Annotated in this window: 25 protein-coding genes, 1 pseudogene and 1 CRISPR repeat array (1 of these 27 cut by a window edge); of the genes and pseudogenes, 21 read left to right on the plus strand and 5 right to left on the minus strand. The window is 69.7% G+C overall.

The genetic code is table 11. From position 1 onward, the window contains the following. Positions 1–4 precede the first annotated feature (4 nt). From MNOD_RS03710 to MNOD_RS03745, 8 genes are all read left to right on the plus strand, one after another. Entirely contained in the window at positions 5–865 is an 861-nt protein-coding gene (locus MNOD_RS03710; RefSeq protein WP_015927501.1) for a CheR family methyltransferase, read from the plus strand. After that, positions 858–1,250, plus strand: coding sequence for a response regulator (locus tag MNOD_RS03715; RefSeq protein WP_015927502.1), 393 nt, complete (start codon positions 858–860; stop codon positions 1,248–1,250). The genes MNOD_RS03710 and MNOD_RS03715 overlap by 8 nt, the downstream gene beginning before the upstream one ends. Continuing rightward, complete coding sequence (locus tag MNOD_RS03720) at positions 1,247–3,469, plus strand: chemotaxis protein CheA (RefSeq protein ID WP_015927503.1); 2,223 nt, start codon at positions 1,247–1,249, stop codon at positions 3,467–3,469. The genes MNOD_RS03715 and MNOD_RS03720 overlap by 4 nt, the downstream gene beginning before the upstream one ends. Next, positions 3,466–3,735: a hypothetical protein gene (locus MNOD_RS03725; RefSeq protein WP_015927504.1), complete on the plus strand. Its 270-nt coding sequence runs from the start codon at positions 3,466–3,468 to the stop codon at positions 3,733–3,735. Before MNOD_RS03720 ends, MNOD_RS03725 begins: the two co-directional genes overlap by 4 nt. Positions 3,736–3,821: 86 nt before the next feature. Next, the gene (locus tag MNOD_RS03730; RefSeq protein WP_015927505.1) at positions 3,822–4,205 is read left to right on the plus strand and encodes a response regulator transcription factor; all 384 of its coding nucleotides are present in this window, start codon (positions 3,822–3,824) and stop codon (positions 4,203–4,205) included. Then, positions 4,202–4,843, plus strand: a complete 642-nt coding sequence (locus MNOD_RS03735) for a chemotaxis protein CheX (protein ID WP_015927506.1) — start codon at positions 4,202–4,204, stop codon at positions 4,841–4,843. Before MNOD_RS03730 ends, MNOD_RS03735 begins: the two co-directional genes overlap by 4 nt. 61 nt (positions 4,844–4,904) lie before the next feature. Further along, on the plus strand, positions 4,905–7,331 hold the full coding sequence (locus tag MNOD_RS03740) for a PAS domain-containing protein (RefSeq protein WP_157091373.1): 2,427 nt from the start codon (positions 4,905–4,907) through the stop codon (positions 7,329–7,331). A 15-nt stretch (positions 7,332–7,346) separates the two neighbouring features. After that, complete coding sequence (locus MNOD_RS03745) at positions 7,347–8,285, plus strand: alpha/beta fold hydrolase (RefSeq protein WP_015927508.1); 939 nt, start codon at positions 7,347–7,349, stop codon at positions 8,283–8,285. Between the two features lie 148 nt (positions 8,286–8,433). On the opposite strand, the gene MNOD_RS03750 is transcribed toward MNOD_RS03745, so the two are convergent. Beyond that, positions 8,434–9,123: a response regulator gene (locus MNOD_RS03750; RefSeq protein ID WP_015927509.1), complete on the minus strand. Its 690-nt coding sequence runs from the start codon at positions 9,121–9,123 to the stop codon at positions 8,434–8,436. Next, the gene (locus tag MNOD_RS03755; protein WP_043747992.1) at positions 9,120–9,599 is read right to left on the minus strand and encodes a histidine kinase; all 480 of its coding nucleotides are present in this window, start codon (positions 9,597–9,599) and stop codon (positions 9,120–9,122) included. Before MNOD_RS03755 ends, MNOD_RS03750 begins: the two co-directional genes overlap by 4 nt. Before the next feature lie 123 nt (positions 9,600–9,722). Here MNOD_RS03755 and MNOD_RS03760 point away from each other — a divergent pair, with 123 nt between their 5' ends. Further along, entirely contained in the window at positions 9,723–10,856 is a 1,134-nt protein-coding gene (locus MNOD_RS03760) for an acyltransferase family protein (protein ID WP_083786299.1), read from the plus strand. Positions 10,857–10,979: 123 nt separating this feature from the next. Here the strand turns inward: MNOD_RS03760 and MNOD_RS03765 are convergent, their stop codons facing one another. Together MNOD_RS03765 and MNOD_RS03770 are read right to left on the minus strand one after the other, a co-directional pair. Further along, positions 10,980–12,338: a UDP-glucose dehydrogenase family protein gene (locus MNOD_RS03765; protein ID WP_015927511.1), complete on the minus strand. Its 1,359-nt coding sequence runs from the start codon at positions 12,336–12,338 to the stop codon at positions 10,980–10,982. Next, entirely contained in the window at positions 12,335–12,691 is a 357-nt protein-coding gene (locus tag MNOD_RS03770) for a hypothetical protein (protein ID WP_043747994.1), read from the minus strand. Before MNOD_RS03770 ends, MNOD_RS03765 begins: the two co-directional genes overlap by 4 nt. 1,843 nt (positions 12,692–14,534) lie before the next feature. On the opposite strand from MNOD_RS03770, the pseudogene MNOD_RS50270 reads away from it, so the two are divergent. The 11 genes and pseudogenes from MNOD_RS50270 to MNOD_RS03830 form a co-directional block, all read left to right on the plus strand. Beyond that, positions 14,535–15,137: pseudogene (locus tag MNOD_RS50270) on the plus strand (AAA family ATPase); the annotation flags it as partial. A gap of 536 nt (positions 15,138–15,673) precedes the next feature. Next, positions 15,674–16,072, plus strand: coding sequence for a hypothetical protein (locus MNOD_RS03785; protein WP_015927515.1), 399 nt, complete (start codon positions 15,674–15,676; stop codon positions 16,070–16,072). 235 nt (positions 16,073–16,307) lie between these two features. Then, positions 16,308–17,861 (plus strand): hopanoid C-3 methylase HpnR, encoded by a 1,554-nt coding sequence (gene hpnR / locus MNOD_RS03790; protein WP_015927516.1) that lies wholly within the window; start codon positions 16,308–16,310, stop codon positions 17,859–17,861. A 437-nt stretch (positions 17,862–18,298) separates the two neighbouring features. After that, complete coding sequence (locus MNOD_RS03795; protein ID WP_015927517.1) at positions 18,299–18,793, plus strand: HD domain-containing protein; 495 nt, start codon at positions 18,299–18,301, stop codon at positions 18,791–18,793. 68 nt (positions 18,794–18,861) lie between these two features. Further along, complete coding sequence (locus tag MNOD_RS03800; protein ID WP_015927518.1) at positions 18,862–19,572, plus strand: DUF2270 domain-containing protein; 711 nt, start codon at positions 18,862–18,864, stop codon at positions 19,570–19,572. A 116-nt stretch (positions 19,573–19,688) separates the two neighbouring features. Further along, the gene (locus MNOD_RS03805; protein WP_015927519.1) at positions 19,689–20,651 is read left to right on the plus strand and encodes a metallophosphoesterase family protein; all 963 of its coding nucleotides are present in this window, start codon (positions 19,689–19,691) and stop codon (positions 20,649–20,651) included. Positions 20,652–20,669: 18 nt separating this feature from the next. Continuing rightward, positions 20,670–21,080: a cupredoxin domain-containing protein gene (locus MNOD_RS03810; RefSeq protein WP_015927520.1), complete on the plus strand. Its 411-nt coding sequence runs from the start codon at positions 20,670–20,672 to the stop codon at positions 21,078–21,080. Then, entirely contained in the window at positions 21,077–21,319 is a 243-nt protein-coding gene (locus MNOD_RS03815; protein WP_043748000.1) for a hypothetical protein, read from the plus strand. The genes MNOD_RS03810 and MNOD_RS03815 overlap by 4 nt, the downstream gene beginning before the upstream one ends. Further along, on the plus strand, positions 21,319–21,918 hold the full coding sequence (locus tag MNOD_RS03820; RefSeq protein ID WP_015927522.1) for a sigma-70 family RNA polymerase sigma factor: 600 nt from the start codon (positions 21,319–21,321) through the stop codon (positions 21,916–21,918). The genes MNOD_RS03815 and MNOD_RS03820 overlap by 1 nt, the downstream gene beginning before the upstream one ends. After that, a complete protein-coding gene (locus tag MNOD_RS03825; protein WP_015927523.1) occupies positions 21,915–22,739 on the plus strand; it encodes an anti-sigma factor family protein in 825 nt (274 codons plus the stop codon). The genes MNOD_RS03820 and MNOD_RS03825 overlap by 4 nt, the downstream gene beginning before the upstream one ends. Before the next feature lie 56 nt (positions 22,740–22,795). Continuing rightward, positions 22,796–24,130: an IS1182-like element ISMno38 family transposase gene (locus tag MNOD_RS03830; protein ID WP_012631034.1), complete on the plus strand. Its 1,335-nt coding sequence runs from the start codon at positions 22,796–22,798 to the stop codon at positions 24,128–24,130. A 122-nt stretch (positions 24,131–24,252) separates the two neighbouring features. Here MNOD_RS03830 and MNOD_RS03835 read toward each other — a convergent pair whose 3' ends face one another. Then, positions 24,253–24,660, minus strand: a complete 408-nt coding sequence (locus tag MNOD_RS03835; RefSeq protein ID WP_050783272.1) for an MgtC/SapB family protein — start codon at positions 24,658–24,660, stop codon at positions 24,253–24,255. A gap of 401 nt (positions 24,661–25,061) precedes the next feature. Here MNOD_RS03835 and MNOD_RS03840 point away from each other — a divergent pair, with 401 nt between their 5' ends. Further along, complete coding sequence (locus tag MNOD_RS03840) at positions 25,062–26,219, plus strand: YncE family protein (protein ID WP_015927525.1); 1,158 nt, start codon at positions 25,062–25,064, stop codon at positions 26,217–26,219. A gap of 199 nt (positions 26,220–26,418) precedes the next feature. Continuing rightward, positions 26,419–26,999: direct repeats of the CRISPR family, unit length 31 nt; unit sequence GTTTCAATCCGCGCCCCCGTGAGGGGGCGAC; it runs 170 nt beyond the window's last position.

Here is a 26,999-nt window from a genome sequence, read left to right on the forward strand (position 1 = left end):
CCGCGTGGCTGCCCCCGCCCCTTCCCTGTCGGATGCCGATTTCGCACGCCTGTGCGACTTCCTCTACCGGCGCACCGGCATCCTGTTCACGCAGGCCAAGCGCGCGATCGTCGCCCGGCGGGTCGCGGAGCGGATGAGCGCCTGCGGCGCGCGCTCCTTCGCGGTCTATTTCGCGCTCCTGCGGGCCGGCCCAGGCGGCGAGGTCGAGAGCCTGATCAACGCGCTGACGGTCAACGAGACCTACTTCTTCCGCGAGGAATACCAGCTGCGCTGCCTCACGGCCTCGCTGGTGGCGCGCATCACCGCGGACAAGGCGCCGGGCGACACCGTGCGGATCTGGTCCATGCCCTGCGCCACCGGCGAGGAGCCCTATTCGGTGGCGATCTGGCTTCTGGAGAACTGGCCGGAGGTGGACCGGTACGAGGTCGAGATCGTCGGCTCGGACATCGACACGCGGGCGCTCGCGGCGGCCGAGGCCGGGCGCTACGGGGAGCGGGCGCTGATGCGGCTGCCGCGCGATCTCGTGCGCCGCTACTTCGTGCCGGTGACCGGGGAGGCCGGCCCACACTGGCGCATCATCCGGGACCTGCGCGACTCCGTGCGCTTCACCCCCTGCAACCTCATCGACGCGCCGGCCATGGCGGCGCAGGGCCGCTTCGACGTCGTGTTCTGTCGGAACGTTTTGATCTACTTCGACGACGCCTCCCGGCGCATCGCCGCCGACAACCTCTACGACTCTCTGGTGCCGGGCGGGTTCGTGTGCCTCGGCCACACCGAATCGATGAGCCGGATCTCGCCCCTGTTCCGCGTCTGCCGCTACGCGGATGCCATCGTGTATCAGCGGCCGGAGGGGGAGCATGCCTGAGACCGCCGCGCCGCCCCGCATCCTCGTCATCGACGATGCGAGCCTCGTGCGCCGCTACTACCGGGACGCCCTGGAGCGGGCCGGCTTCCGGGTGGACGAGGCGCTCAACGGCATCGAGGCTCTGGAGCTGCTGCTGCGCAGCCCCTACGACCTCCTGGTCGTGGACGTGAACATGCCGAAGATGGACGGACTCACCTTCCTGCGCACCCTGCGAGCCCGCGAGGAGCCGCTGCGCGCCGTCCCGGCCCTGGTGACGAGCACGGAGGCCGGGGAGCAGGACCGGGATTCCGCCCGGGCCGCCGGGGCCAATTTCTACCTCGTGAAGCCGCTGTCCGAGGACGTCCTCGTCGCGCATGCGGCGGCGCTGAGCGGGTGGCGGCGGTGAACGACCTCATCGACCAGTTCCTCATCGAGGCACGGGAGCTGATCCAGTCGGCCACCGAGGATCTGCTCGCGCTCGAGGCGGCGCCCGGGGATGCGGAGGCGCTCAACCGCGTCTTCCGGGCCTTCCACACGCTCAAGGGGTCGGTCGGCCTGTTCGACTTCCCCCCGCTCCTGGCCCTGCTGCATGCCGCCGAGGACGGGCTCGCCGCGTCCCGCGCCGGGACCCGGGCGGTCGATTCCGCCCTGATCGACCTATCGCTCGAGACCCTCGACGCGACGGCGCGCTGGACGGATGCCATCGAGACGACGGGGTGCCTCCCGGCCGGGGCCGCCGAGGAGGCCGCAGGGCTCGTCGTGCGCTTTGGCGGCGCTCCGCCCCCCTGCGCCGCGCCGCACGGGGCGGCTTCCGCCGCGCCGCCGGACTGGGCCGTCCCCCTCCTGGCGCAGGCGGACGAGGCCCCGCCGGGCGCCCTCCTGGTGGCGGTCCGCTACAGGCCGCGTCCCGACTGCTTCTACTCGGGCGAGGATCCGCTCGGCCTCGTGCGGCGGCTCCCGGGTCTGCTCGCCCTGCAGATCGCGCCCACCGCCCCCTGGCCGTCCGACGGCGAGGTCGACGTCTTCACCTGCAACCTCGACATCGCGCTCCTCACGGCCGCCCCGCGGCAGGAGGTGGACGCGGTCTTCCGCCTCGTGCGCGATCAGGTGACGGTCGCGACCGTGGCGGGGCAGGCGCGCCCCGCCGCGGCTCTGCCGCCGCTGACGGCCGCCATCCTGGCCGAGCAGCTCCGCCTCCTCGCAGCCCCGGGCGAGCCGGGCGGCGAGACCGGCCGGCGCGAGGCGGCCGCCCGCGCCGCCGCCAACGCCCTGCGGGCGGCAGGCCGCGAGGCGGGGGCGGAAGCCTGCCTGCGGGCGGCCCGGGAGGGACCCGACGCGCTGGCGCGCCTGCTCGCGGGCCTGCGGGAAGGCAACGGGGCGGCGCCGGCGGCGGATGAGGCGCCCGGGGAGGCCGGCCGCACGCTGCGGATCGATGCCGCCCGGGTGGAAGCCCTCGTCGCGCTCGCGGGGGACCTCGTCGTCGCCCGCAATCGGCTCGGCGCTCTCGCGGCCCGCGCCGAGGCCGGCCAGGACGGGGCCGGCCTCGCCCGGGCCCTGCGCGAGAGCGACGCCCTGATCGGCCGTCTCGTCGCGGAGCTGCATCGCGGCGTCACCGCCCTGAAGCTCCTGCCGCTGGCGCCCGTGTTCCAGCGCTTCGCGCGGCCGGTGCGCGAGATCGCCCGGAGCCTCGGCAAGGAGGTCGCCTTCGAGGTGCAGGGCGGGCAGATCGGCGCCGACAAGGCCGTTGCCGACGCCCTGTTCGAGCCGCTGCTGCATGTGATCCGGAACGCCGTCGATCACGGGCTGGAGCATCCCGACGACCGGCGGCGCGCCGGCAAGCCGCCGGCCGGGCGGGTCGTCCTGCGCGCGGAGCTGATCCGCGACCGCCTCGCCGTCACCGTGTCGGACGACGGCCGCGGCATCGACCCGGCCCTGGTCCGCCGGCGGGCCGAAGCGCGCGGCCTGCACGCGGCCGAGGCGCTGGCGACGATGAGCGATGCGGCAGCGACGGACCTGATCTTCACCCCCGGCCTCTCCACGGCGGAAAGCGTGAGCGACCTGTCCGGGCGGGGGGTCGGCATGGATGCGGTGCGGATGGCGGTGGAACGGCTCGGCGGGCAGGTCTCGGTCGAGAGCCGGGTGGGCCAGGGGACCACGGTCCGCCTCCTCCTGCCGCAGACGGTCGCCCTCACCCGGATCATGCTGGTCGCGGTCGGACCCGAGCTCTACGGCGTTCCGCTCTCGGCGGTGGAGGAGGTGGCGCAGGTGCCGCGCAGCCGCCTGCGCGACCTCGGCGGCTCCGGCTGCGCGACGGTGCTGCGCGGGCGCACTCTGCCGGTGCTGCGGCTCGCCGACCTGCTCGGGCTGCCGGATGCCGCACCCGGCGGCACCGCCCCGGCGCGCCTCCTCGTCGTGCGCGCCGGGACCGGGACGGCCGCCCTGGAAGTCGACCGCTTCGGGGAGCGCCTCGACGTCCTGACGCGCCCGCTCACCGGCCTTGCCGCCGCGGCGCCGGGCATCGCCAGCACGACGCTCCTGGGCGACGGCCGGATCCTGCTCGTGCTCGATCCGCCGGCGCTCCTTGGCCTGGCCTGCGGCGAAGACGAACCGGGAGGGGATGCATGAGCGTGCGTCGCGCCGCGGAAGCGGCGGATCTCATCCTGCTCGAAGGGGTCTGCCCGGTCGAGGATGCGGAGCCGCTGGCGGCACTCCTCCTCGCGCATCCGGGGGCAAGCGTCGATTGGAGCGCCTGCACGCGGCTCCATACGGCGGTGTTCCAGGTGCTGCTGCGCCTGCGGCCGCCCCTGCGGGGATCCTGCGCCGATCCCTTCGCGGCGCGCTGGCTCGACGTCGCGCCGCTCGGCCGAAATACCAACAAGCTCCTCGATTGAGGCTTCACCTCAACCCGGCACGGACGCATAAACGCCGGGATCCGGCGTCATCGCCGAGTTTTTCGTCCCACCGCGTGATCATTCTTATGTCCGTTACAGCCCTCATCGTCGACGACAGCAAGCTTGCCCGCCTCGTCGTCGGCAAGCTCCTGCGCCAGATCAGACCGGACTGGGCGCTGGCCGAGGCCGCGAATGCGGACGAGGCGCTGGCCCTGATCGCGGGCCAGCGGATCGACGTCGCGCTCCTCGACTTCAACATGCCGGGTCGCGACGGCCTCGCCCTCGCGGCGGATCTGCGCGCAGCGCGGCCCGAGATGCCCATCGCGGTCATCTCGGCCAATATCCAGGACGAGATCGTCGCGCGGGCGCGCAGCGTCGATGCGGCCTTCCTGCCCAAGCCCCTGACCGAGGAGATCCTATCCGGCTTCGTCTCGGGCGCGGCCCTGCGCCTGCGCAGGGGATCGCCGTGAGCACGGCGCCGGTCGAACTCTCCGCGCTCCAGCAGGACGCCTTCACGGAACTCGTCAATATCGGCGTCAGCCGCGCCGCGGCGAGCCTGCGCAAGATGATCGGCGTGCAGGTGCTGCTCTCGGTGCCCTCGATCGAGATCGTCTCGCGGGCGGACGCCGCGCGGCTCGTGGCCGAGCGCGAGGCCACCGACCTCGTGGTGGTCCACCAGAGTTTCAAGGGCGCCTTCTCGGGCCGCGCCCTCCTGATCTTCCCGCAGGAGACCGGCCGCGAACTCGTCCGCGCCGTGACGGGCGAGGATCTCTCCCCCGAGGAGGTGGCGGCGCTCGAGGACGAGGCGCTCAGTGAGACCGGCAACATCATCCTGAACGGCTGCCTCGCCACGATGGCGAACATGCTCCAGCGCACGCTGACGATGTCGCTGCCCGAGGTGCTGCGCGGCGACGGGATCCGGATCTTCCGGCCCCTGGCCGGCGGCGACGCCACCGCCCTCGTCCTGTTCCTCTACATCAACTTCTCGGTGCGCGAGCGCGACATCCGCGGCTACATCGCGATGCTGATGGACCTGCCGTCGCTGGAGAACCTGAGGGTCCTGATCGACGACTTCATCGCACGCGCCATCGGCGAGACGGGCGGCTGATGCGCGCAACCCCAATCCCGCGGATGCCCGCCGGGCCGCGATCATGAGCGACGGCCGTCAAATGCCTCCGGCCGCGGACGAGCAGTCCATCGCGACGGCGCGGGCGGCGGTGCACCGGCAGGCCGGTCCGTTCATCACGGTCCTGGAGCGCACGCGCCAGCCGATGATCCTCACGGACCCCCACCTGCCCGACAACCCGATCGTCTTCGCGAACGCGGCCTTTCAGGCACTGACGGGCTATGCGGAGGAGGATCTCGTCGGGCGCAACTGCCGCCTGCTGCAGGGGCCGGACACGGACCCGGCCACGGTCGCCCGGATCCGCGCCGCCATAGCGGAGGGCCGCGAGATCCGGGCCTCGATCCTGAACTACCGCAAGGACGGCCGCCCGTTCTGGAACGAGCTCTTCGTCTGTCCGGTCTTCGACGAGGCGGGCCGTCTGATCAACTTCTTCGCCTCGCAGGTCGACGCGACGCTGGCGCACGAGGCCGAGGCCGCCCAGACGCGCCTGAGCGCCGCCGAGGGCCGTCTCGCCGAGGTGCAGCGCCAGCTCGCGCTCACCCTGTCGGCGGCCGGGATCGCCGGCACCTGGGATTGGGATATCCCGAGGCGCCGGCTGCATGTCGACGAGCGCTTCGCCCTGCTCAACGGCATCGCGGTGCCGGTCGAGCCGGCCGGCGTCCCGACCAGCGCCTTCTTCGCCAGCATCCACCCCCTCGACCGGACGCGCATCCGGCTCGCCGTGAGCGCCATGCTCAACGGGGCGGAGGTCTTCGACAAGGAGTATCGCCTGCGCGCGCCCGACGGCACGGTGCGCTGGGTCCATGCGCGCGGGCGCTGCCACTACGGCCCGGACGAGGCGCCGGTGCGATTCACGGGCGTCCTCGTGGAGGCGACCGACCAGAAGCGCATGGAGGAGCGCCTGCGCATCGCGCAGACGGCCGGCCAGGTCGGCGCCTTCGAGTACGTGCCGGGCTTCGCCACGGTGGCGGTCTCGCCGCAATTCTGCAGCCTCCTCGGCCTCATGCCGACCGAGATCCTGGCGGCGAGCGCGGTCAACGCCCTGGTGGTCGAGGGCGACCCGCCGCTCATGGATCCGGGCCTGAGCGAGGTGGGCGAGCTGCCCGATACCGAGATGCGGGTGCGGCGCGCCGATAGCGGGGAGATCCGCTGGCTCGCCCGCCGGGGCGAGGCGATCCGCGACAACGAGACCTCGGACCTGCGCCATGTCGGGGTCATCTACGACGTGACGGCGACCAAGCAGGCAGAGGTTAGGCTCCGCGAGCTCAACGACACGCTCGAAGCCCGCGTCCGCGAGGCGATCGCGGAGCGCGAGCAGGCCGAGGCGCAGCTGCGCCAGAGCCAGAAGATGGAGGCGGTGGGCCAGCTCACCGGCGGCATCGCCCACGACTTCAACAACCTGCTCACCGGCATCGTCGGCTCCCTGGACCTGATGCAGACCCGCATCGGCGAGGGCCGGACCGAGAACCTCACCCGCTACGCGGGCCTCGCGATGGCCTCGGCCCAGCGGGCGGCCGCGCTGACCCATCGCCTGCTCGCCTTCTCGCGCCGGCAGCCGCTCGAAGCGCGGCCCGTCGACGTGAACGGGCTCGTGAGCTCCATGGACGAGCTGCTGCGCCGGACGCTCGGCGAGCAGATCCGCCTGGAGATCGCGGTGGCGGGCGGCCTGTGGCTGACCCTCTGCGACCCCAACCAGCTCGAGAACGCGATCCTCAACCTTGCCATCAACGCGCGGGACGCGATGCCCGACGGGGGGCACCTCACGATCGAGACCGCGAATGCCTGTCTCGACGAGGCCCATGCGGCGCGCGAGATCGGCGTGAAGGCCGGCCAGTATGTCTGCCTCAGTGTGAGCGATACCGGCACCGGCATGCCGGCGGACGTGATCGCCCGCGCCTTCGACCCCTTCTTCACCACGAAGCCCCTCGGCCAGGGCACCGGCCTCGGCCTGTCGATGATCTACGGCTTCGCTACGCAATCCGAGGGGAACGTCAAGATCTACTCGGAGCCCGGACAGGGCACGACCGTGAAGCTCTACCTGCCGCGCTACCGCGGCGAGGTCGAGCCGCCGGCCGAGACGCGCGGGGAGGCGCCGCGGGCCGAGCGAGGGGAGACGGTGCTCGTGGTGGAGGACGACGCCACGGTCCGCGCCCTCGTCATCGAGGTGCTGCAGGAGCTCGGCTATCAGGCCCTGGAGGCGCCGGACGGGCCGGCCGGCCTGCGCCTCCTGCAGTCGAACGTCCATGTCGACCTGCTCATCACCGATGTCGGCCTGCCCGGCATCAACGGCCGCCAGCTCGCCGATCAGGTCCGCCTGTTCCGCCCGCATCTGAGGGTGCTGTTCATGACCGGCTACGCGGAGAACGCCGCCTTCGGCAACGGCCAGATCGGGCCCGGCATGCAGATGATCACCAAGCCGTTCGCGGTCGACGCGCTGGCCACCAAGATCCGGGCTATGCTCGAGGCGTGAGAGCCGGAGGGACCCATGAGCCCATCGACCGAGCCCGCGAGCGGCACGCCGTCCGCGCCGGGACCGGAGATCCGTCACGGCACCGTCGCTGTGCGCGGCATCCGGATGCATGTCGCCCGCTGCGGCGAGGGCCCGCCCCTCGTGCTCCTGCACGGCTGGCCCGAGTTCTGGGCGACCTGGGAACCGCTCATGGCGCGGCTCGCCGGCCGCTTCGACCTCGTCGCGCCCGACCTGCGCGGCTTCGGAGAGACCGGGCGTGATCCGCTGGCCCCGCCCGACCCGACCGTGGATGCCGAGGCGCACGCGGCCGATCTCCTCGCGCTCCTCGACGCGCTCGGGCTCGCCCGCGTCGGGCTCGTCGGGCACGATGTCGGCGCCTACGTCATGCAGGCCTTCGCCCGCCGGCATCCGGAGCGGCTCTCCGGGCTGTTCTTCTTCAATTGCCCGACGCCCGGAATCGGGCCGCGCTGGGCCGAGGCCGGCCATCTCAAGGAGACCTGGTACCAGTACTTCCACCAGCAGCCCTTCGCGGCGGCGCTCGTCGGCGCCTCGCGGGAGAGCTGCGCGACCTATATCGGCCACTTCCTGCGGCACTGGAGCGCCGATCCCGAAACCTTCGCGCCCCTGCTCGACCGGTTCGTCGACAACTTCCTGCGACCGGGCAACCTTCAGGGCGGGTTCGACTGGTATCTCTCCGCGGCGCCGTCGCGCCGCCAGGTCATCGAGGGGACGGCACTGCCCCTGCCCCCGATCACGGTGCCGACGCGGGTGCTGTGGGGGGCGCGCGACCCGATCATCCGGGTCGTCTGGATGGACCGGCTGGCCGAGACCTTCACCGATCTGGAGGCAGGCCGTGCCGAGGAGGCGGGCCACTTCGTCCATGTCGAGTCGCCGGATCTGGCGGCCGCGGAGATCGCCCGCTTCTTCACGGGCCGAATGAGCGCGGGGCGCTAGAGGAAGTCGCGCATCGGCGTCACGGCTCCGCAGCCCGGAAGGACAGGTTAGAGGACAGGTTAAACGAGACGGCCATCGGACACGCCCAGCTGATCGCATGGCGGGCCGAGTCCGGCCGGCATGGCATTGCGGCCGTTGCGGCCGCCCATCAGTCCGGGGCGCGCAGGCGGTAGCCGACGCCGGTCTCGGTCAGGATGTAGCGCGGTCGCTCCGGGTCCGGCTCGATCTTCTGGCGCAGCTGGCGCACGTAGACGCGCAGGTACTGCGGGTCGGCCACCGCGCCCCAGATCTCCCGCAGCAGGAAGGCATGGGTGAGCACCTTCCCGGCATGCTGCACGAGGAGCCGCAGCATGTCGTATTCCTTGGGCGACAGCTTCACCTCCCGGTCCCCGACCCGCACGAGGCGGCGCACCAGATCGACCGTCAGGTCCTCGACCCGGAAGACCGGCCGCTCGCCCTGCTGGGCGAGCTGGTGGCGCAGGGCGGTGCGCATGCGGGCGAGCAGCTCGTTCATGCCGAAGGGCTTGGTGACGTAGTCGTCGGCGCCGAGATCCAGCGCCTCGACCTTGCCGGTCTCGTCGCCGCGGCTCGACAGCACGATCACCGGCAGGCTCGGGAAGCCCTCCCGGATGAGGCGCAGGAGGTCGTGCCCCCCGATATCCGGCAGGCCGAGATCGAGGATCACGAGGTCGACCGCCGCCTGGGCCAGGGCCTGCCGGGCGGCCCGACCGGTCCCGGCCTCGGCGACCTCGTAGCCCTGGCTCGAGAGCCCCATGCGCAGGAGCTTGCGGATCGGCGGCTCGTCGTCGATCACGAGGATGCGCAGGCGGGTGCTCATGCGGCTTTGTCCGGGACCGGCAGTTCGGGCGAGAGGCCGTGCCCGAGCGCCCGCTCGACCGGGCGCGGCCGGTAGACCTCGCCCTCCCGCAGGCGCTGCATCAGGGCCTCGCCCCGGTCGAGGGTCGAAGCCGGCACCGCCTCGCGCACCGGAATGCCGGCGGAGGCCCCCACGGCGAGGCCATCCCGATGCCGGGCCCGCGCAGTGGTGAGCATCTCGCAGATCTTGCAGCCCCCGGGCGCCGCGCCGCGGAAGATCTTCAGGCCCCCTCCCCTCTCCCGGCGGGCCCTGGCCCACGGGGCGTCGGGCGACGGCCGCCTGTCACGCTCGCGCCACTCCTCTTCCATGACCGTCCGGCACCGGCCTCCCTGCGCATCGAGGGCGAGCGTGAGCGCGAGGACCTTCACGCCGGGCCCACCCGGGCCGCCGAGCAGCCTGCCCTCCGGGCGCGCGGCGATCAACGCCCGCAGCGGCATGGATTCACGCCGCCGGACTTCGCTGCAAGTTTCCAGCAACGACATATACCAAAGAGGAGATCGACCCTCCCGAATTCCAAATGCTCAGCGGCACGCTTTTGAGAAAGTACAGCAAGATAGCAAATGCCGCAAGCAACGGGCATGGACATGGCGATGAGTCTCGGACAGGAAATGGAGACGGCAGACAACAATCCTTCCGGCTTCAATTATCTCCGGCTGCTTCTGGCTTTGGCAGTCATAACCTGGCACACCGTCATCGTCTGCTACGGGCTGGAGGCCGAGACGCCGTTCTGGACGGGGCCGATTCGGCCCGCGATCTTCTTCATTCTCCCTGCATTCTTCGCGCTCGGCGGCTTCCTGGTCGCGGCAAGCGCCCTCAGGAACACCATCGCCGGATTTCTGCTGCTGCGCGCCATGCGCCTTTACCCTGCCCTGCTTTTCGAGGTGACGACTTTTGCGATCATCATCGGGCCGTTCATAACCACATATTCGCTCGGCGCTTATTTCACGGACGAATCGTTATATCTGTATCTGCTCAACGCGACCGGATTTATCCACTACTTCCTGCCAGGCGTCTTCGGCAGCAACCCGGCCGGTCCGGCTGTCAATCTTCAGCTGTGGACCATCCCCCGCGAACTCGAATGCTACGCCCTCCTCACCGGGCTGGCTCTGATCGGCTTCACCCGCCGACCCGCCCTGATCGCGCTCGCGCTGGCCGTCATGAGCGCATACGGGCTGATGCGCGATCAGCAGGCGCTGATCGGCTCGGGCCCGCCCGCACGATTGCTGATCCTGTCGTTCCTGGCCGGGATATTGCTCTATATGTGGAAGGACAAGGTTCCCAGCCGCTTTCCATACTTCGTGCTGGCCGCGGCCCTGTCGTGGTATTGCCTGAGCGATGTTCACCTGATGTCGCTGAGCCCCCTTCCCGTCGCCTACGCCACGGTTTGGCTGGGCGCCAAGAATCCGCGCAGGATCTGGTTCGTCGCCACCGGCGATTACTCCTATGGCCTGTACCTGTATGGCTATCCGACGCAACAGCTCATCGCGCAGCTACTTCCCGATCTGCGGATCTGGTACTGGAACGGGATCATCAGCGTCATCGTGGCGGGAGTCTTCGCCTGCATCTCATGGCATCTGGTCGAGCATCCGGTTCTCAAAAGAAAGAGCCAGATCCTCGCGCTTCTCCGCGTGCACGCTCCGGGTCGGCGGACGCGGGCCATGATCTCCCTGGCGGGCAGGCCGGAGCCGGCATGAGGGCTCGCGGGCGGATCCTCGCTCACGGTCGAGCCGGCTCCGGGTGAGGCGGGGGTGCGGGTCCGGCGCGGGAGGCCGGACCGGGCGACCAGGAGCGATCGGGCCGGCCCGCCGATCCCACCATCACGCGTCGATGGCGTCCGCGGCAGGAACCGCCTGCGGCGCAACCGGCAATTCCCGCCGGCCGCCGACGCCGAGGTAGTGGAAACCGTGGCGGGTCGCCTCTGCGGCTCCGTAGACATTGCGCAGGTCGACGAGGACCGGGGCGGCCATCACGGCCCGCAGCCGGGCGAGGTCGAGGGCCCGGAACGCGTTCCACTCGGTCACGATCACCAGCGCGTCCGCTTTCTCCGCACAGGAATAGGGATCCTCCGCATACTCCACCCCGCTCAGAAGCGGACGGGCCTGCTCCATCCCCTCGGGGTCGTAGGCCACCACCCGCGCTCCCGCATCCTGGAGCCCGGCGATGATCGCCAGGGAGGGAGCGTCGCGCATGTCGTCGGTGTTCGGCTTGAAGGTCAGCCCCAGCACCGCGATCCGCTTGCCCCGCACGCTGCCCCCGCAGGCCAGGATCACCTTGCGGGCCATCGCCCGCTTGCGGCTGTCGTTGACCGCCACCACGGTCTCCACCAGCCGCACCGGGCTGCCGGCATCCTGCGCCGTCTTGACCAGCGCCAGCGTGTCCTTGGGAAAGCAGGAGCCGCCATAGCCCGGGCCCGCATGCAGGAATTTCGGCCCGATCCGGTTGTCGAGGCCGATGCCGCGGGCCACCTGCTGCACGTCGGCGCCGACCTGCTCGCACAGATCGGCCATCTCGTTGATGAAGGTGATCTTGGTGGCCAGGAACGCATTGGCCGCGTACTTGGTCAGCTCGGCGGTGCGCCGGCTGGTCACCAGGATCGGCGCCTGGTTGAGGTAGAGCGGGCGGTAGAGCTCGCTGATCACCTCGGCGGCGCGGGCCTCCTCGGCGCCGATGACGATGCGGTCGGGCCGCTTGAAGTCGGCGATGGCCGCGCCCTCGCGCAGGAATTCGGGGTTGGAGACCACGGCGACCTCGGCCGCGGGGCGGCTCTCGCGGATGATGCGCTCGACCTCGTCGCCGGTGCCGACCGGGACGGTGGACTTGGTGACCACCACGGTGAAGCGGGTGAGCGCCTGGGCGATGTCGCGGGCGGCCTGGAACACGAAGCTGAGATCGGCAAAGCCGTCGCCGCGGCGGGAGGGGGTGCCCACCGCGATGAAGACCGCATCGGCATCCGCCACGCCGGCGGCGAGGTCGGTGGTGAAGGAGAGCCGGCCCTGGCGGACGTTGTCAGCCACCAGGGTGTCGAGGCCGGGCTCGAAGATCGGCATGCGGCCGGCCGTGAGCGCCTCGATCTTGGCCGGGTCCTTGTCGACGCACACCACATTGTGGCCGAAATCGGCAAAGCAGGCCCCCGAGACCAGACCGACATAGCCGGAACCGATGATAGCGATCTTCATGATGCCAGTCCTGCTCTGCTGGAGTCGGTTTCGAGAAAGACCGGCGGGGTGATCGCCCGCTCGGGCACGCTGAGCCGGAGGTCCCGGTCGAGGACGATTCCCTCGCGCACCTGGATATCGGCCGCGGCCAGCCCGGCCCGGAGTTGCGGGCGGCGCATGCGGGCGCCGTCAGCCGGCAGGCAACGGCCGAGCGCGGCTGGAATCTCCTGCCCATGCAGGGGCTCGACCCGCGACAGCACGCGCCCCGCCCGCGCGCAGGCATCCCTGGAGAGCGCGCCGTTACGCGTCACCACGCGGATCCGCGCCGCCCCGAGAGGCCCGGCGATCCGGCAGCCGCCAATCGTCGTGCACATGATGCCCGTTCGAGACAAGGAATCGCCCCCGCACCTGCGAGACTTGCCGAAAAACGCCAAATCATCTCTGGTCGGCATCGATCGCTTCCAGCGCAGCTGAATGGTATTTCGGGACCCGAGGCCCGCAAATCAGCTCTTTCGGCTAGGGAAGGCGGGTGCAGCGCGGGCCGGCACGGCGAACCTATCCGGAAGGAGTAGAGGGAACGGCGCGAAAGAAGCACCGGCCGCGCCGCCGGGGCGCCGGTCCGCGATGCCGAGAGGTTCCTTCGCAAGCGCGGCCGACATGCTGACGCTCACGCCCTGCGCCGACGCCTTGCTCTCGGCCTGCCCCATCGACCCGGGGCCGGCCTCATCCGAAATCCGATTGCTTGCTCGGCGATTGCTGTCGCCATCGCGCGGCAAGGCGGATTTCGGCTTCGCTCACGCCGGCGCGGAGTTCTGCTCCGCGCCGCGCGGGCTTGGTGATCCGGTTTCCGAACCGATCGTCCGGAACCCGGATCACGGGGGCACCGGCGGCTTGCGGCCCGGGTCGAACCGGCTCGCCGGCCAATCGTAGCGGCCGAGCGCCGCCGCCAAAGTCAGGCTGCGCATCGATCTGCTCCTTTGATTTAACCCCGGAGATCATCTCCGTGGCCGACGGGAACAGCATCTTCGACGATGCGATCGCTGTATAATGCGGGGAATTTATGGACCCGATGCAGCGCCTTTGGCGCTACCCGACCGCCTGGATCTCAAGCTTTTCCATTGAGGCTCTTTACCAGAGCTTTCTGCATCACCTCCATGCCGGAACGGCATTATCGCCTTGCGGCCAGCCCGGCGATGATCCTTCCAGGGAAGACGGAGACGTGCCCGGCCCGAACCGGAGGAACCCTGATGACCCTCACAGTCTTTGACCCCCGCACCGGCACCCGCGTGAGGATCTGGATTCGATCGAGGCCACCTGAACCAAAACCTTTCCCGGCAGTTATCATTTCCCATCCACGCTCCGCTCGTGGGTAGGAGCCGACCATGAAACGCATGAAACGCTCAAACGAGTTGCGGGCGAAGTGCACGATTCTCCGCGAACTCGATCTCGTGCTCGCGCAAAGGTCGAGCACCGCAATGTCTGGACGGTCATAGTTCGGCGCCTCGTGTCGTGCTTGCGGCGCTCGAGCGGTGACGGTGCCGGCGGTCGCAGCATCGTCTATCGCTCGCGTCGTTGCTCCGCCCGGAACCGTCGCCCAGTCGAGGTCCGCTTGGCTCGGACCGCCGGGCGCTCCCCAACGATGCCGACGAGGAGCACCTGCCCGCAATCATCGGCGAAGTTCACACCCCTGTCGTACTGCGCCCGTAGCGCTCCGCTTCAGCAACGTTCCGCTGCCGGCGATCACGCCAGGGTGGACTTGACGTTATGATTTGCCAGCACGGTGCCGAATTCATCGCGGGTCTGCGGATCGACAGCTACAATCTCGCCCTGCGCGAGGAGACGGGCTTTGTCAGCGACCGGGTGCGCAGCCAGGCCTTTCCGATGATCCTGGACAAGTTGCGCAAGACGCGGCGCCTGGCAGGGGAAGACCCCCTCGGCGGGGTGGCGAGCGGCGATCACGCTGCGCTCGACCGCCTGGCGGACCTGGACGGGGCCGCTTCCAGCCTGCTGCGGGACGCCATCCGTCACTTCGCCGGCGCGATTGCGGACGTGGTGCGCCGCTTCCTCTCGGTCGAGGCTTGGCGGGGCACCGAGCGGATCGTGGTGGGCGGGGGCTTGCGCGAGAGCCGGATCGGCGAAGAGGCGATCCGCACCGCCGACGAGTTGCTTAAGGCGGCCGGGCTCGATGCCGACCTGCGCCCGATCCGTAATCAGGCAATCCGCCTCGACTCCGAGTACATGGAGCGCCACGCGGTCGCGCGGTTGATCGGCGCGCCGCCCGGCTACGTGGGCTACGAGGAGGGCGGCCAGCTCACCGAGCGGGTGCGGCGCCGGCCCTACGCGGTGGTGCTCCTCGACGAGATCGAGAAGGCGCATCCGGACGTCTACAACACCCTGCTGCAGGTCTTCGACGACGGCCGGCTCACCGACAGCAAGGGCCGCGTGGTGGACTTCACCAACACGGTGATCATCGCCACCTCGAACCTCGGGGCGGACATCATCCAGCGCAACCTGCGCCTGCGCGGGACGGAGGCGGACGATTCCGCCAAGCTCAAGCGCGAGCTGATGGAGGTGCTGCGGGGCCATTTCCGGCCCGAATTCATCAACCGCATCGACGAGATCATCGTCTTCCATGCGCTCGGCCGGGCGGAGATCCGCGCGATCGTGGCGCTGCAGCTCGAGCGGGTGCGGCGGACGGCGCAGGGCCAGGGCGTCGAACTGGCGACGGATCCGAGCTTGGTCGATCACCTGGCGGCGGCCGGGTTCCGGCCCGAATTCGGCGCCCGCGAGCTGCGGCGGCTGATCCGCTCGGAGCTGGAGACGCAGCAGCCGGCCGCCGGCAAGCGCTCACGCCACCAGCGCAGCGGGACCGAGGCTGCGAGGAGCCCGACCGCGTCTGGCGAGAGGCTCGCCGCCGCCGAGTAGCTCGTCCGTCCCGAGCAGCCGGGCCCTGCCGGACGGGTCCCGGAGCGCGGGTGCCCCTCGATCGAACCTGACATGCGTGGAAGTTGCCACGCGCCTTGGCATGAGGGCCGGGTTGGTTGCCACAGAAGGGAGCATTCAAGGTCTGCCGGACACTTCGAGAAGCGCCTGGCAGACCTTGACCAGGCGGCAGAGACCGGACAGCACCGGACCGGCTTGGCCATGACCGAATTCGAGCGATCGGGTTGCGTGCCCTCCGACCGGACGCACAGGCATCGTCCGTCTCCCGGAAGCGCGAGAATGTCGCACACCTAACTCGTTGAATAAGCTTGTTAATGTTTGAAGGTTGGCATGAAACTCGCCTGTTCGCTGATTGTTCTGCTTGTCGAAATCGTGAGGAACGGCTCAACATGGCTCAACCGCGAGGTTGATCCATGCATCTTCATGCCGGAGAGCGGATACACCTGACGATGTCAGGTGTAGGAAACCGCGCTATCGTCTGCCTCAATACCTTTGCTGTCACTGAACCTGCCCTCGAAGGCAGAGATCCTGCCGAGGACGGTTTCACCTACGACGTGACGCAGTGGCTGCATCCTGGCCGCAACGTTCTGACGGTCGTGCTGATCGGACCCTGCGCGCGGGCGCCATTCCGCATGGTGGTGACATCCGATGGTCAACGCCTGTGCCGCCTGGACGAGACGGAATTCGTCGACACCACGATGCCGTGGCGGCTGTGGACCGGTGCCATCGAGATGGCCAGCCCCGTTCCGTCCGATATCGGCGCGGTGCGGCCAAGGGTGCAGCCAAGAGGGCTGCACCTTCCTCTCAGCTGAGGATGGCGTCGGGCCCTGGCCTCGGCGGTTTGTCCCGGCGCGACCGCCTCACGGGCTCGGCTCCAGACGGCTCAACCCCGCAACCGATGCGAGCTGCACCAGAGAGCAATCCGGCCAGGTTTGAGGCCGTATTCTTCGACCATTCGCGCGTTCAGGCGCTCATCGACATGACCTTGAGGCAAACTGCCGGTCCAGAGAATTTACGACAGCCCTCAAGACTTCACGGAGCGAGCCGATGAAGCTTCTCGCCGTACATCCCAGCGGGCTCATGTACACCAAGATCTTCCTGCGCCTTGAGCCGCTCGGGCTTGAGATCGTTGCGGGCGCCGCTCGTGCCGCCGGGCACGAGGTCGCGCTGATCGACCTGCAGGTCGAGTCCCACGCCGACTTCGACCGTCTGTTGCGCTCGTTTCGCCCGGACGTGATCGCCTTCTCGTGCAACTATCTGGCGAATGTTCCGGAGATCATCGATCTCGCGAAATCGGCCAAGCGGGACCTCCCGCGCTGCTTCGTCGTCATCGGCGGCCACAGCGCCTCCTTCACGGCCGAGGAGCTGCTGGAGCACGGCAACGGCGCGGTCGATTGCGTGCTGAAAGGCGAGGGCGAGGCCGTGCTGCCCCAGCTTCTGGAGGCCGTCGCGCAGGACCGCGCGAGCGTCGCGCAGGTGCCCGGTGCCGTGACCCTCGACGGAGCCGGCCCCCCGCCCCGCTTCATCACCTCGCTCGACGATTCGCGTCCCGCGCGCGATCTCCTCCGACATCGCCGCAAATACTTCATCGGCATGCTCGACCCCTGCGCGTCCGTCGAGTTCGCGCGGGGGTGCCCATGGGACTGCACCTTCTGCTCGGCCTGGACCTTCTATGGCCGCTCGTACCGCGCCATGAGCCCGGAGCGCGCGGTGGAGGAGGTCGCGGGCATTCGGGAGCCCGGCATCTTCCTCGTCGACGACGTCGCCTTCGTGCACGAGGCGCACGGGCTTGCCATCGGCGAGGGCCTGGCACGGCGCGGCGTGCGCAAGGAGTACTACCTCGAGACCCGCGGCGACGTCCTCCTGCGCAACAAGGACGTTTTTCGCTTCTGGAGCAAGATCGGCCTCAAGTACATGTTCATCGGCCTGGAGGCCATCGACGAGGAGGGCCTGAAGCGCTTCCGCAAGCGGGTCGGCCTCGACAAGAATTTCGAGGCGCTGGAATTCGCCCGCTCGCTCGGAATCACGGTGGCGATCAATCTCATCGCCGATCCGGATTGGGATCGCGACCGCTTCGAGACCATCCGGCAATGGTGCCTGGAGATCCCCGAGATCGTGAACATCAGCGTCAACACGCCCTATCCCGGAACCGAGATCTGGCGCACCGAGACGCGTCCGCTGCAGAGCCTCGATTACCGGCTCTACGACATCCAGCATGCGGTGCTGCCGACGAGGCTGCCGCTGCCGGAATTCTACGCCGAGCTGGTGCGAACTCAGCAAGTGCTCAACCGCAAGCATCTCGGCTGGCGGGTCTTGGCGGAGACGGCCGGCATCTCGGCACGCCACCTCTTGCGCGGGCAGACCAACTTCCTGCGCATGCTGTGGAAGTTCAACAGCGTGTTCGATCCGCGGCTGCAGCTGGCGGACCATGCCCGTGAGGTGCGCTACCGGATGGCGCCTCCGCCCGTGCAGCGCGTGGCGAAGCTTGATCCGAAGGCGCTCTATATCCACCCGCCCCTGGGGCGGCGGGGCCGCGCCGCCCTGGATGACGCGGGTGAGCGGTTCGTCGAGGAGACCCGGATGGGCACGGCGTCGCCGTGAGGCTCAGGCCGCGTGGCCCAGGGGGACCGGGAGGCGGATCGGCGCGCTCATCGCGGCGGTGGGCACGCATGGCGGCGTCCTGCCCGCCATCCCTTGGGCACGGCCCCCGTGACGACAGGCCACGCTTATCCTGGGTGAGAGACGACCCGCGCCGGCCGATGCCACATGGGGGTGCGGCGCTGCGATCACCCCGTTCACAGCGTCGCCAGCGGGCCGGGCAACCTGATCGCACTCTTCCATGATCCGGCCCGCTGCCCTCTCCCGGGCGAGGTCCCCGGCCCCATCGCAGGCAGGCCCGACAGCCCGGCAGCGGCGCTTCAGGCGGCCGCCCCGGCACGCCCCTGTACGCCCGACGCGCCGATGCGCGAGAATGCACCCGCGGCACAGCGGCCGATGGCGGTGAGGACCGCGATCCGACTGGCGAGGGTGATTGAGCCATGATGACCAGCGCAGATGCCAAAGCCTTCGCTCGGGTCCAGCATGCCGGGCAGGCCGACAGAGCGGGAGCACCCTATATCGAGCACCTGGAGCGCGTCGCGGCAGCCGCCGAGATGCGGGCGCGCCACGCGCAGCAGGCCGGGCTCGACCTCGATCCCGAGGCCGTCGCCCAGGCGGCCTGGCTGCACGACGTGATCGAGGACACCGGGACGACGGCAGACGACCTGCGCCGGCTGGGCTACGCGACGCCCGTCATCGAGATGGTGGAGCTGCTGACCAAGCCGCCCGGCCACCAGACCTACGAGGAGCGCATCGCGACGATCATCGACAGCGGCAATCTCGGCGCGATCCTGATCAAGCTGTCGGACAACGAGGACAACAACGATCCCGTCCGCGGCCTGCCCGAGGGGTCCGAGCGCCTCACCGCCCAGTACACGGCCTCCATGGTGCGCCTGCATCGCGCTGCGGCCGCGCTGGGCTACTCCGGACCCTGAGCCGCCGCATTCTCACCCGCGGCGATTTCGTGGCGGTGCACGAGGACCGTTGCGTTCGCGAGGAAGATGTGACGGCAATCGTGTCGCGCAATGCCACGGGCAGAGACACCGCCGTGCCGATTCCCCTCCCCAAGACCCCTGCCGAGGCCATCACTGTTCTTGCCCATTACCACCGCGCCGAGATCGGCCGCATGGCAGGCTGGCGCGATCGGATCGACCGCACCACGAACTGGGCCATTACGGTGATCGCCGCCATGCTGTCCGTGTCGCTGTCGACGCCGACGGCGCATCACGGCGTGCTGCTGTTCGCCATGCTGCTGGTGCTGCTTCTCCTCGGCATCGAGGCGCGCCGCTACCGCTTCTTCGACGTCTTCCGACGCCGCGTGCGACGCCTCGAACGTCACTACTACGCCCAGGTCTTCGCCTCCCAGCCTGATCCGAGCGATGCCTGGACGGAGATGCTCAGCACCAGCCTGCGCCATCCGGTGTTCTACATCTCCCTGGCCGAGGCCTTCCGGCGACGCCTGCGACGCAATTACGGCTGGATGTTCCTCATCCTCCTGCTGGCGTGGCTGCTGAAGATCTCTTCGGCGCGCCTCCAGGAATCCGGCCGCGGCGAGCTCGTCCACTCGGTGGGCGAGATCATCGACAATGCCAGCCTCGGCCCCCTCCCCGGCTGGCTGGTGCTCTGCGCCGTGATGATCTTCTACGGATTGCTGCTGATGGTGATCCTGCGCCGAAGCGACCGGGAGACGGACGACGGGTCCGTTCACGTGTGAGCAGATCCATGGCGCCGGCGTGCCGCCGCGCAGGCGAGCGGGAATAAACGGGCGTCCGCCCCGGTCCTGACGGATGAGGGCGCAGTCTGCTGCCCTGGCAACGCGAGGATTTCGCGATGATCCGGCAGATCGAAAGCAGCGATCCGTTACGGGACGCGGACGGCATCGACCGCCGCGGCTTTCTGGAGTGCATGACCTGGGCCGGGACGGGCCTCCTGTGGAGCGCCGCGGGCGGCCTGCCCCGTGCGATCGGGTTGCCCCGGGCGCTTGCGGCCGACACCCCCGCGCAGGGCCTCGCCTTCCTCCAGATCAGCGACAGTCACGTCGGGTTCGACAAGGCCGCCAACCCCGACGCGCTCGGCACGCTCCGCGAGGCCGTCGCGCGGATCAGGGCGCTGCCGGGCAAGCCCGCCTTCATCCTGCATACCGGCGACATCAGCCATCTCTCGAAGGAGCACGAGTTCGACGATGCCGACCAGGTCCTGCGGGAGACGGGCCTGCCCGTGTTCTTCGTGCCCGGCGAGCACGACCTGCTCGACGACGGGCGCGGCCGTGCCTATCTCGACCGCTACGGCCGCTTCACGCGCGGGGCGGGCTGGTACAGCTTCGATCACGGCGGCGTCCACTTCATCGGCCTTGTCAACGTGGTCGACCTCAGGGCGGGCGGCCTCGGCAATCTCGGGCCTGAGCAACTCGCGTGGCTGGAGGGGGATGTCGCGGGTCTGTCCTCCTCGACCCCGATCGTGGTGTTCGCCCATATCCCGCTCTGGACCGTGTATCCCGCATGGGGCTGGGGCACGGAGGACGGCGCCCGGGCGCTGAGCTTCCTGCGGCGCTTCGGCTCGGTGACGGTGCTCAACGGCCACATCCATCAGGTCATGCAGAAGGTCGAAGGCACGGTCGCGTTCCACACGGCGCGATCCACGGCCTTCCCGCAGCCCGCCCCTGGCACGGCGGCCTCGCCGGGTCCCATGAAAGTCCCGGCTGGCGACCTGCGCCGCCTCCTCGGCGTCGCCAGCGTCGCCCTGGTCCAGGGCAGCCAGCCGCTCGCGATCGTCGACACGCCCCTGCAATCCTGAGCCGAGACGGAGAACGCCATGGACATCGCAATCCTGCGGCGTCGGCCCTGCCTCCGTCCGAGCCCTGGGCGGCAGGCCGTCCTCGCGGTGCTCGCCGCTGCCCTCCTGGCCGGCGGCACCTTTCATCGGGCCTGCGCAGCCGAAGCGCCCGAGGCGGAGGTCCGAATCGACAACTTCACCTTCTCGCCCGCGACGCTGACCGTCGCGACGGGCACGCGGGTGACCTGGGTCAATGCGGATGACATCCCCCACGCCGTCGCGGCCGGCGACGGGAGTTTCCGCTCCAGGGCGCTCGACACCGACGACCGCTTCGCCGTGACATTCGAGAAGGCGGGAACCTACCGGTACTTCTGCTCGCTGCATCCCCATATGGTCGGCACGGTGGTGGTCGAGGCGGCTCCCCGCGGCGCCGCAGGGTCGGGCCCGTGACGTCGCGCCTGATGGGACGGCGCGGGGACTGGTCGGCGGATCGCGACTCGTCCTACGATCCGCGCAATCACACCGTGTCGCGGGCCGACGCCGTCATGGGCCTCGTGCTCTATGCCTGCCTGCTCGGCGCCCTCGCGGCCCTGCCGGAGCGGACGGCTCCACTCCCGGCGATCGCCCGGGAGGCGCCGGCTTCGCCCCCCGGCTCCGGCGCTGCGGTGATGCAGAGGGCTGGGTGCTGATGTCGGATGCGGCGGCCCGGTTCAACGACGTGGTGCTGCCGCACCTCAATGCGGCCTACAATGTCGCGCGCTTCCTCTCCCGGGATCAGGACGCGGCCGAGGACATCGTCCAGGAGGCCGTTCTGCGGGCGTTGCGGAGCTTCGACGGCTACCGGGGCGGCGACCCCCGCGCGTGGCTGCTCGCCATCGTACGCAACTGCTTCCTGACCTGGGCGGCGACGCGGATCGGAACGATTCCCGCGGGTCGGGTGGATTGCCGGGACTGCGAGGCCGGGGACGAGCCCCGGAGCGACGAGCCTCGGAGCGACCCTTGGGATCGCGAGCCGGCGACGCCGGAAGCGGTGCTGCTTCGCGATGACGAGGCTGCCGCCGTGCGGCGCCTGATCGAGATGCTGCCGGAGCCGTTCCGTGAGGCCCTCGTCCTGCGCGAGATGGAGGATCTCTCGTACCGGCAGATCGCCGAGATCACGGGCGTGCCCCTCGGCACGGTGATGTCGCGCCTCGCCCGGGCACGCAGCCTGTTCGAGGCGTCGTGGCAGCGGTGCTTCGGCGACGACGTCCCCCGGACTGATCCGCGAAGGGAGCGCGAGTTGCGATGAGGACGGCCGCTTCCTGCGAGCCCTGCGCCGATCAGGTCCCCCTGCTGCAGGGTCTTCTCGACGGTGAACTCGACGCGGCCAACGCGTTGCAGGCCGAGACCCATCTCCGCGACTGCCGGGCTTGCGCCGATTATTACGGGCGCCTGCAAGCGGGGCGGCAGCGGCGAAGACAGGAGGGCGTGCGCCATCGCGCACCCGACGCCCTGCGCGATCGCGTGCGGGCTGCCGTCGCGGCGCAGGCGGCGGCGTCCCCGGCGGCCTCTCCCGTCATCACGGCAATGCCGGATGCAGGCCCGCAGCGGCGCCGCAGGTTCGTGGAGCGCGGGGCGATCGCCCTCGCGCTCGCGGCGTGTCTGGCCGTGATCGCGGTTCTGCCGCGCGGCGGGGATCACGGCGGGCCGGCACTGCCCGACGAACTCGTCTCGGGTCACGTGCGCTCGCTCCTGGTGAGCCACCTGACCGACGTGGCGACCTCGGATCAGCACGGGGTCAAACCGTGGTTCTCGGGCAAGGTCGGCTTCGCGCCGCCCGTGATCGACCTCTCGGATCGCGGCTTCGCGCTCGTCGGCGGACGCCTGGACTACATCGGCGGCCAGGTCGTCGCGGCCATCGTGTACAAGCGGCGCGAGCACGTCATTAACCTGTTCGTCTGGCCGGGATCGTCGGTGGCGGAAGGGGCTCGGTCGGCCCGGACGTCGCGCGAGGGCTACAGCCTCCTTCACTGGACCCAAGCCGGGCTGACCTTCTGGGCCGTATCGGATCTGAACCCGACGGAGCTGCAGGAATTCGAGCAGGACTTCGCGGCCCGCGCACCCAGCTAGGAGCCCGTCCGAGTAAGTACCTCGACGGCGGCGCTTTGGGATGATTCACTCGGCTCATGGCCAAGGTGTTTCGCTCCTGGGACGTCGATCAGGGCTGGCTGCTGCCACCCTCGCTGCATGAGTTCGTGCCGCCCGGGCACATGGCGCACTTCGTGCGCGATACGGTGCGCGAGGCGCTCGACCTCTCAGCCATTCTCGACACCTACACCGAGGAGCGCGGCTACCCGCCCTACCATCCCGGCATGATGGTGGCCCTGCTCCTCTACGGCTACAGCCGCGGTCTGTACTCGTCGCGTCAGCTCGCCCGCGCCTGCGAGGAGCGGGTTGACTTCATGGCCGTGACCGGCCTGAACCGGCCCGACTTCCGCACCATCGCTGACTTCCGCAAGCGGCATCTGACGGCGCTCTCGGACCTGTTCGTGCAGGTGCTGCGGCTGTGCCGGGCGGCCGGGCTGGTCGGCTTTGCCCACGTGGCGGTGGACGGCACCAAGCTGAAGGCCAACGCCTCGCGCCACAAGGCGATGAGCTACGGCCGGATGAAGGCGGCCGAGTCGACGCTGGCCGCCGAGGTCGAGGCTTGGCTGGATCAAGCGCGCGAGGCCGACGCGGCGGAGGATCGGGCTCATGGGACCGACCATCGTGGCGACGAGACACCGGCCTGGATGGCCGACAAGCAGCGGCGGCTGGAGACGATCCGCGCCGCCAAGGCCGCGTTGGAGGCAGAGGCTGCCGATCCGCCCGATCCGGAGGACGAGGACGGGCCGGGGGCCTCGTCGGGCATGCGCTGGCAAGGTCGGCCCTTGCGGGGCGAGGACGGCGGTCCGCCCGACCGGGCGCAGCGCAACTTCACCGACCCGGACAGCCGCATCCTGCCCACGCGCGACGGGTTCGTGCAGGGCTACAACGGCCAGATTGCGGTTGATGCGGCCCATCAGGTGATCGTCGCGCATCGGCTCGTGACGAACCCCGCCGACTCGCGCGCTCTCGTGCCGCTCGTCGACGGCGTCTGCACCCATCTCGGGCGCAAGCCGCGGGAGGTCTCCGGAGATGCCGGCTTTGCCACCGAGGCGAACCTGGCCGCGCTGCAGGAGCGACGGATCACAGCCTATCTCGCTCCGGGCCGTGCCCGTCACGGCGAGGCGGATGCAGCAGGTCGCCGGAGGCTGACGAAGATGCCCCTGATGAGCGCGATGGCCGTCCGCCTGAAGCGGGCTGGGCGCCGGAGCCGTTACCGTCTCAGGAAGCAGGTCGTCGAGCCGGTGTTCGGGCAGATCAAGCAGGCCAGAGGCTTCCGACAGTTCCTGCTACGTGGGCTCGATCAGGTCCGCGGCGAGTGGGCGATGATCTGCACCGCCCATAACCTCCTGAAGCTGGCGCAGGCCGCGCGCTGAGCCTGTGGCGCAGGAGCCATCCGCCCAGATCTCAACCTTAGTCCCAACGCATCAAACCGTTACTCGGACGGGCTCCTAGAGTTTGTTCGGGAGAACCGGCGTCCACTTCTCCCGGACAAACTCTAGGGACCGAGATCGTCCGGTTCGGACCGCTGGTGGAACCTGCGATCGAGCTTGAGCCCGAACGTCAGGATCAACAGGACGAACAGCGCGGCCACCAGCCCCAGCGCCCACGAACCGAGGCCACAGGCACTGCCGAGCGCCGCCGTGACCCAGATGGTCGCTGCCGTGGTGATGTGCTGGATGCGATCACCCCCGGGGCTGCGCAGGATCACCCCCGCACCGAGAAAGCCGATGCCGCCGACGATCCCCTGGATGATGCGGCTGGCCGCCGCCTGATCGAAGCTGCCGAAGCCGAAGGGGCTCGCCAGCATGACGAACAGTGCGCTGCCGACCGCCACGAGCGCGTGCAGCCGAATTCCCGTGGGCTTGCCGTACAGGTCGCGGTTGAGGCCGATCAGCGCTCCCACGAGAGCGGCCGTCCCAAGCCGTACGAGAGGCTCCGCAAGGTCCGTCAGTCCACCGCTCACGTCGCCCTCTCCCGCGCTGCTCGCCGCCGATCGGCGAACAGGTCGCAGACTACATCGCCCGTGCATTCGCGACCCGGATCGTCAAAGCCGTCAACGGAGCAGCGCCCAATCCCGCCGTTTCGCCGGACGACGGCGATCCCGGCGTCGAGCGGCCCGGACGACGCACCACCGGTGCGGGCCGGCGGCGAGGCTTCAAACGAACACTCTGCTTCCAAACCGAGTGGGCGTGTGTCGGTCCCCACAAACAGCATCTCGGTGCCTATACTCGCACGTCTTCGAGGCTACATTGATCTCGTTGAGCGTGGCGACGAACGACCACGCTCCTCGGGAGGATCGTCACCATGCGACTGCGTCTGCACGCCCTTGCACTCGTGTCCGCAGCAAGCCTCGCCGGAATGCCCGTCCGCGCCGAGATCGCCGTCTCCGCGAATGACGGCCACACGGTTCTGACCGATGCAGGGGCTCAGGTTGCTGCCTCACCCCCCGCACCCGACACCGTCACGGTGCTCGACCTGTCGGCGTCGCCGCCCAAGGTCATCGGCGAGGTGAGCGCACCTGCCAGCGTCGTCGGACCTCCGCAATCCGTTGCCGTCGCGCCGGATGAGAGCTTCGCCCTGGTCACCAGTTCCACGCGCATCGATCCCAACGACGCCGGCAAGATCGTGCCGGACGATCGCCTCACCGTCATCGACCTCAAGAGCATGCCGCCGACAATCTCGACCACCCTGCGCGCAGGCAAAGGGGCGGCTGGCGTCTCGATCAATCGGGAGGGTTCGCTGGCTCTGGTGGCGAACCGGGCGGAGGGGACCGTTTCAGTCTTCAGGATCGCCGGGAAGGACCTCACCCCGGCGGGCAAGATCGACCTCGGCAATGAGAAGGCGGGACCGAGCCATGTCGTGTTCACCCGCGACGGTCGCGAGGCTTACGTGACGAGGGACGGCGACAGCAAAGTCTCGGTGCTCACGGTCGAGGGCAGCCAGGTCGCCTATGCGAAACGCGATCTGACCGCGGGCGTGCGTCCTTACGGGATCGAGATTACCCCGTCCGGTGACGTGGCGCTCGTGGCCAATGTGGGCACGTCGAGCGGCGACCAGGACACCGTGAGTGTCATCGATCTCCGCGCCAAGCCGTCACGCGTGGTCAACACGGTGTCGGTCGGCCCGACGCCGGAGGGCATCCGCCTCTCACCGGATGGGCGCTATGCTGCGCTGGTGATCGAGAACGGCAGCAACCTCGCCAAGGCGTCGCCCTTCTTCAGCGACAAAGGCATGCTTCGGATCTATGCGCTCTCGGGCACGGACCTCAGGAAGGTGGCCGAGGCTCCGATCGGGCGCTGGTGTCAGGGGGCGGTCTGGACCAAGGACAGCAGGACCGTGCTGGTTCAGTGCATGGTGGACCGCCGGATCGAGCCATTCCACTTCGATGGCACCACCCTGGCTGCCCGGGAGCCGATCGCGCTGAGCGCCGGTGGTGCGGGGTTCCGCACCGCCGAGCCATGATTGGCTGGCGCCGACGCAATCTCGGCATGAGCGGCTCGCACGTGCGAGCCGCTTTGGCACTTCCAGGCTCATCAGCCACTCCCGCGGCCTTGACCTGCGGTGGGTCTGCCCGCCGCGCATCGCCGTCCCAATCGATCGCCATCTGGCCGATCGGCACCTCCAGCCGCTCGCCACGCGTCACGCTCGTGACCATGTCCGCGTTTCAACCCGCGCCCCCGTGAGGGGGCGATGGCGTGTCGCTGGTCCGCACAACCGAGCGACTGCTGTTTCAATCCGCGCCCCCGTGAGGGGGCGACGCGGCGAGCGGCCGAGGCCGATCGCCTCGCTGCCGTTTCAATCCGCGCCCCCGTGAGGGGGCGACTGGACCTGGCGGAGTGAACCCAGTCGCAGCCCGCGTTTCAATCCGCGCCCCCGTGAGGGGGCGACTGTCTCGCTTGCGCGTTCTGCGCTCGCTCTCGACTGTTTCAATCCGCGCCCCCCTGAGGGGGCGGCCTCGGCGCCACGCCCGAGGAGGCCCGGGAGCGGCGGTGTTTCAATCCGCGCCCCCGTGAGGGGGCGACGCAGGTCACGAGCATCGCGGTTTCGCAGTGGACGTTTCAATCCGCGCCCCCGTGAGGGGGCGACGTTCAAGCTCGCTAACAAGCTCTCCGCGCTGGAGTTTCAATCCGCGCCCCCGTGAGAGGGCGACCGAGGCGCTGGCCGCCTACCGGGCCGAGGCGCTGTTTCAATCCGCGCCCCCGTGAGGGTGCGACTTGCTCGCCCTGCTCAATCCGATCGGCC

Origin of the sequence: Methylobacterium nodulans ORS 2060, assembly GCF_000022085.1 — a bacterium.
Taxonomy (GTDB): domain Bacteria; phylum Pseudomonadota; class Alphaproteobacteria; order Rhizobiales; family Beijerinckiaceae; genus Methylobacterium; species Methylobacterium nodulans.

Coding starts and splice junctions, on each gene's coding strand:
- MNOD_RS03715 (WP_015927502.1), top strand. CDS start 858: ATGCCTGAGACCGCCGCGCCGCCCCGCATCCTCGTCATCGACGATGCG.
- MNOD_RS03725 (WP_015927504.1), top strand. CDS start 3,466: ATGAGCGTGCGTCGCGCCGCGGAAGCGGCGGATCTCATCCTGCTCGAA.
- MNOD_RS03730 (WP_015927505.1), top strand. CDS start 3,822: ATGTCCGTTACAGCCCTCATCGTCGACGACAGCAAGCTTGCCCGCCTC.
- MNOD_RS03740 (WP_157091373.1), top strand. CDS start 4,905: ATGCCTCCGGCCGCGGACGAGCAGTCCATCGCGACGGCGCGGGCGGCG.
- MNOD_RS03745 (WP_015927508.1), top strand. CDS start 7,347: ATGAGCCCATCGACCGAGCCCGCGAGCGGCACGCCGTCCGCGCCGGGA.
- MNOD_RS03750 (WP_015927509.1), bottom strand. CDS start 9,123: ATGAGCACCCGCCTGCGCATCCTCGTGATCGACGACGAGCCGCCGATC.
- MNOD_RS03755 (WP_043747992.1), bottom strand. CDS start 9,599: ATGCCGCTGCGGGCGTTGATCGCCGCGCGCCCGGAGGGCAGGCTGCTC.
- MNOD_RS03760 (WP_083786299.1), top strand. CDS start 9,723: ATGCCGCAAGCAACGGGCATGGACATGGCGATGAGTCTCGGACAGGAA.
- MNOD_RS03765 (WP_015927511.1), bottom strand. CDS start 12,338: ATGAAGATCGCTATCATCGGTTCCGGCTATGTCGGTCTGGTCTCGGGG.
- MNOD_RS03770 (WP_043747994.1), bottom strand. CDS start 12,691: ATGTGCACGACGATTGGCGGCTGCCGGATCGCCGGGCCTCTCGGGGCG.
- MNOD_RS03785 (WP_015927515.1), top strand. CDS start 15,674: ATGCATCTTCATGCCGGAGAGCGGATACACCTGACGATGTCAGGTGTA.
- hpnR (WP_015927516.1), top strand. CDS start 16,308: ATGAAGCTTCTCGCCGTACATCCCAGCGGGCTCATGTACACCAAGATC.
- MNOD_RS03795 (WP_015927517.1), top strand. CDS start 18,299: ATGATGACCAGCGCAGATGCCAAAGCCTTCGCTCGGGTCCAGCATGCC.
- MNOD_RS03805 (WP_015927519.1), top strand. CDS start 19,689: ATGATCCGGCAGATCGAAAGCAGCGATCCGTTACGGGACGCGGACGGC.
- MNOD_RS03810 (WP_015927520.1), top strand. CDS start 20,670: ATGGACATCGCAATCCTGCGGCGTCGGCCCTGCCTCCGTCCGAGCCCT.
- MNOD_RS03820 (WP_015927522.1), top strand. CDS start 21,319: ATGTCGGATGCGGCGGCCCGGTTCAACGACGTGGTGCTGCCGCACCTC.
- MNOD_RS03825 (WP_015927523.1), top strand. CDS start 21,915: ATGAGGACGGCCGCTTCCTGCGAGCCCTGCGCCGATCAGGTCCCCCTG.
- MNOD_RS03830 (WP_012631034.1), top strand. CDS start 22,796: ATGGCCAAGGTGTTTCGCTCCTGGGACGTCGATCAGGGCTGGCTGCTG.
- MNOD_RS03840 (WP_015927525.1), top strand. CDS start 25,062: ATGCGACTGCGTCTGCACGCCCTTGCACTCGTGTCCGCAGCAAGCCTC.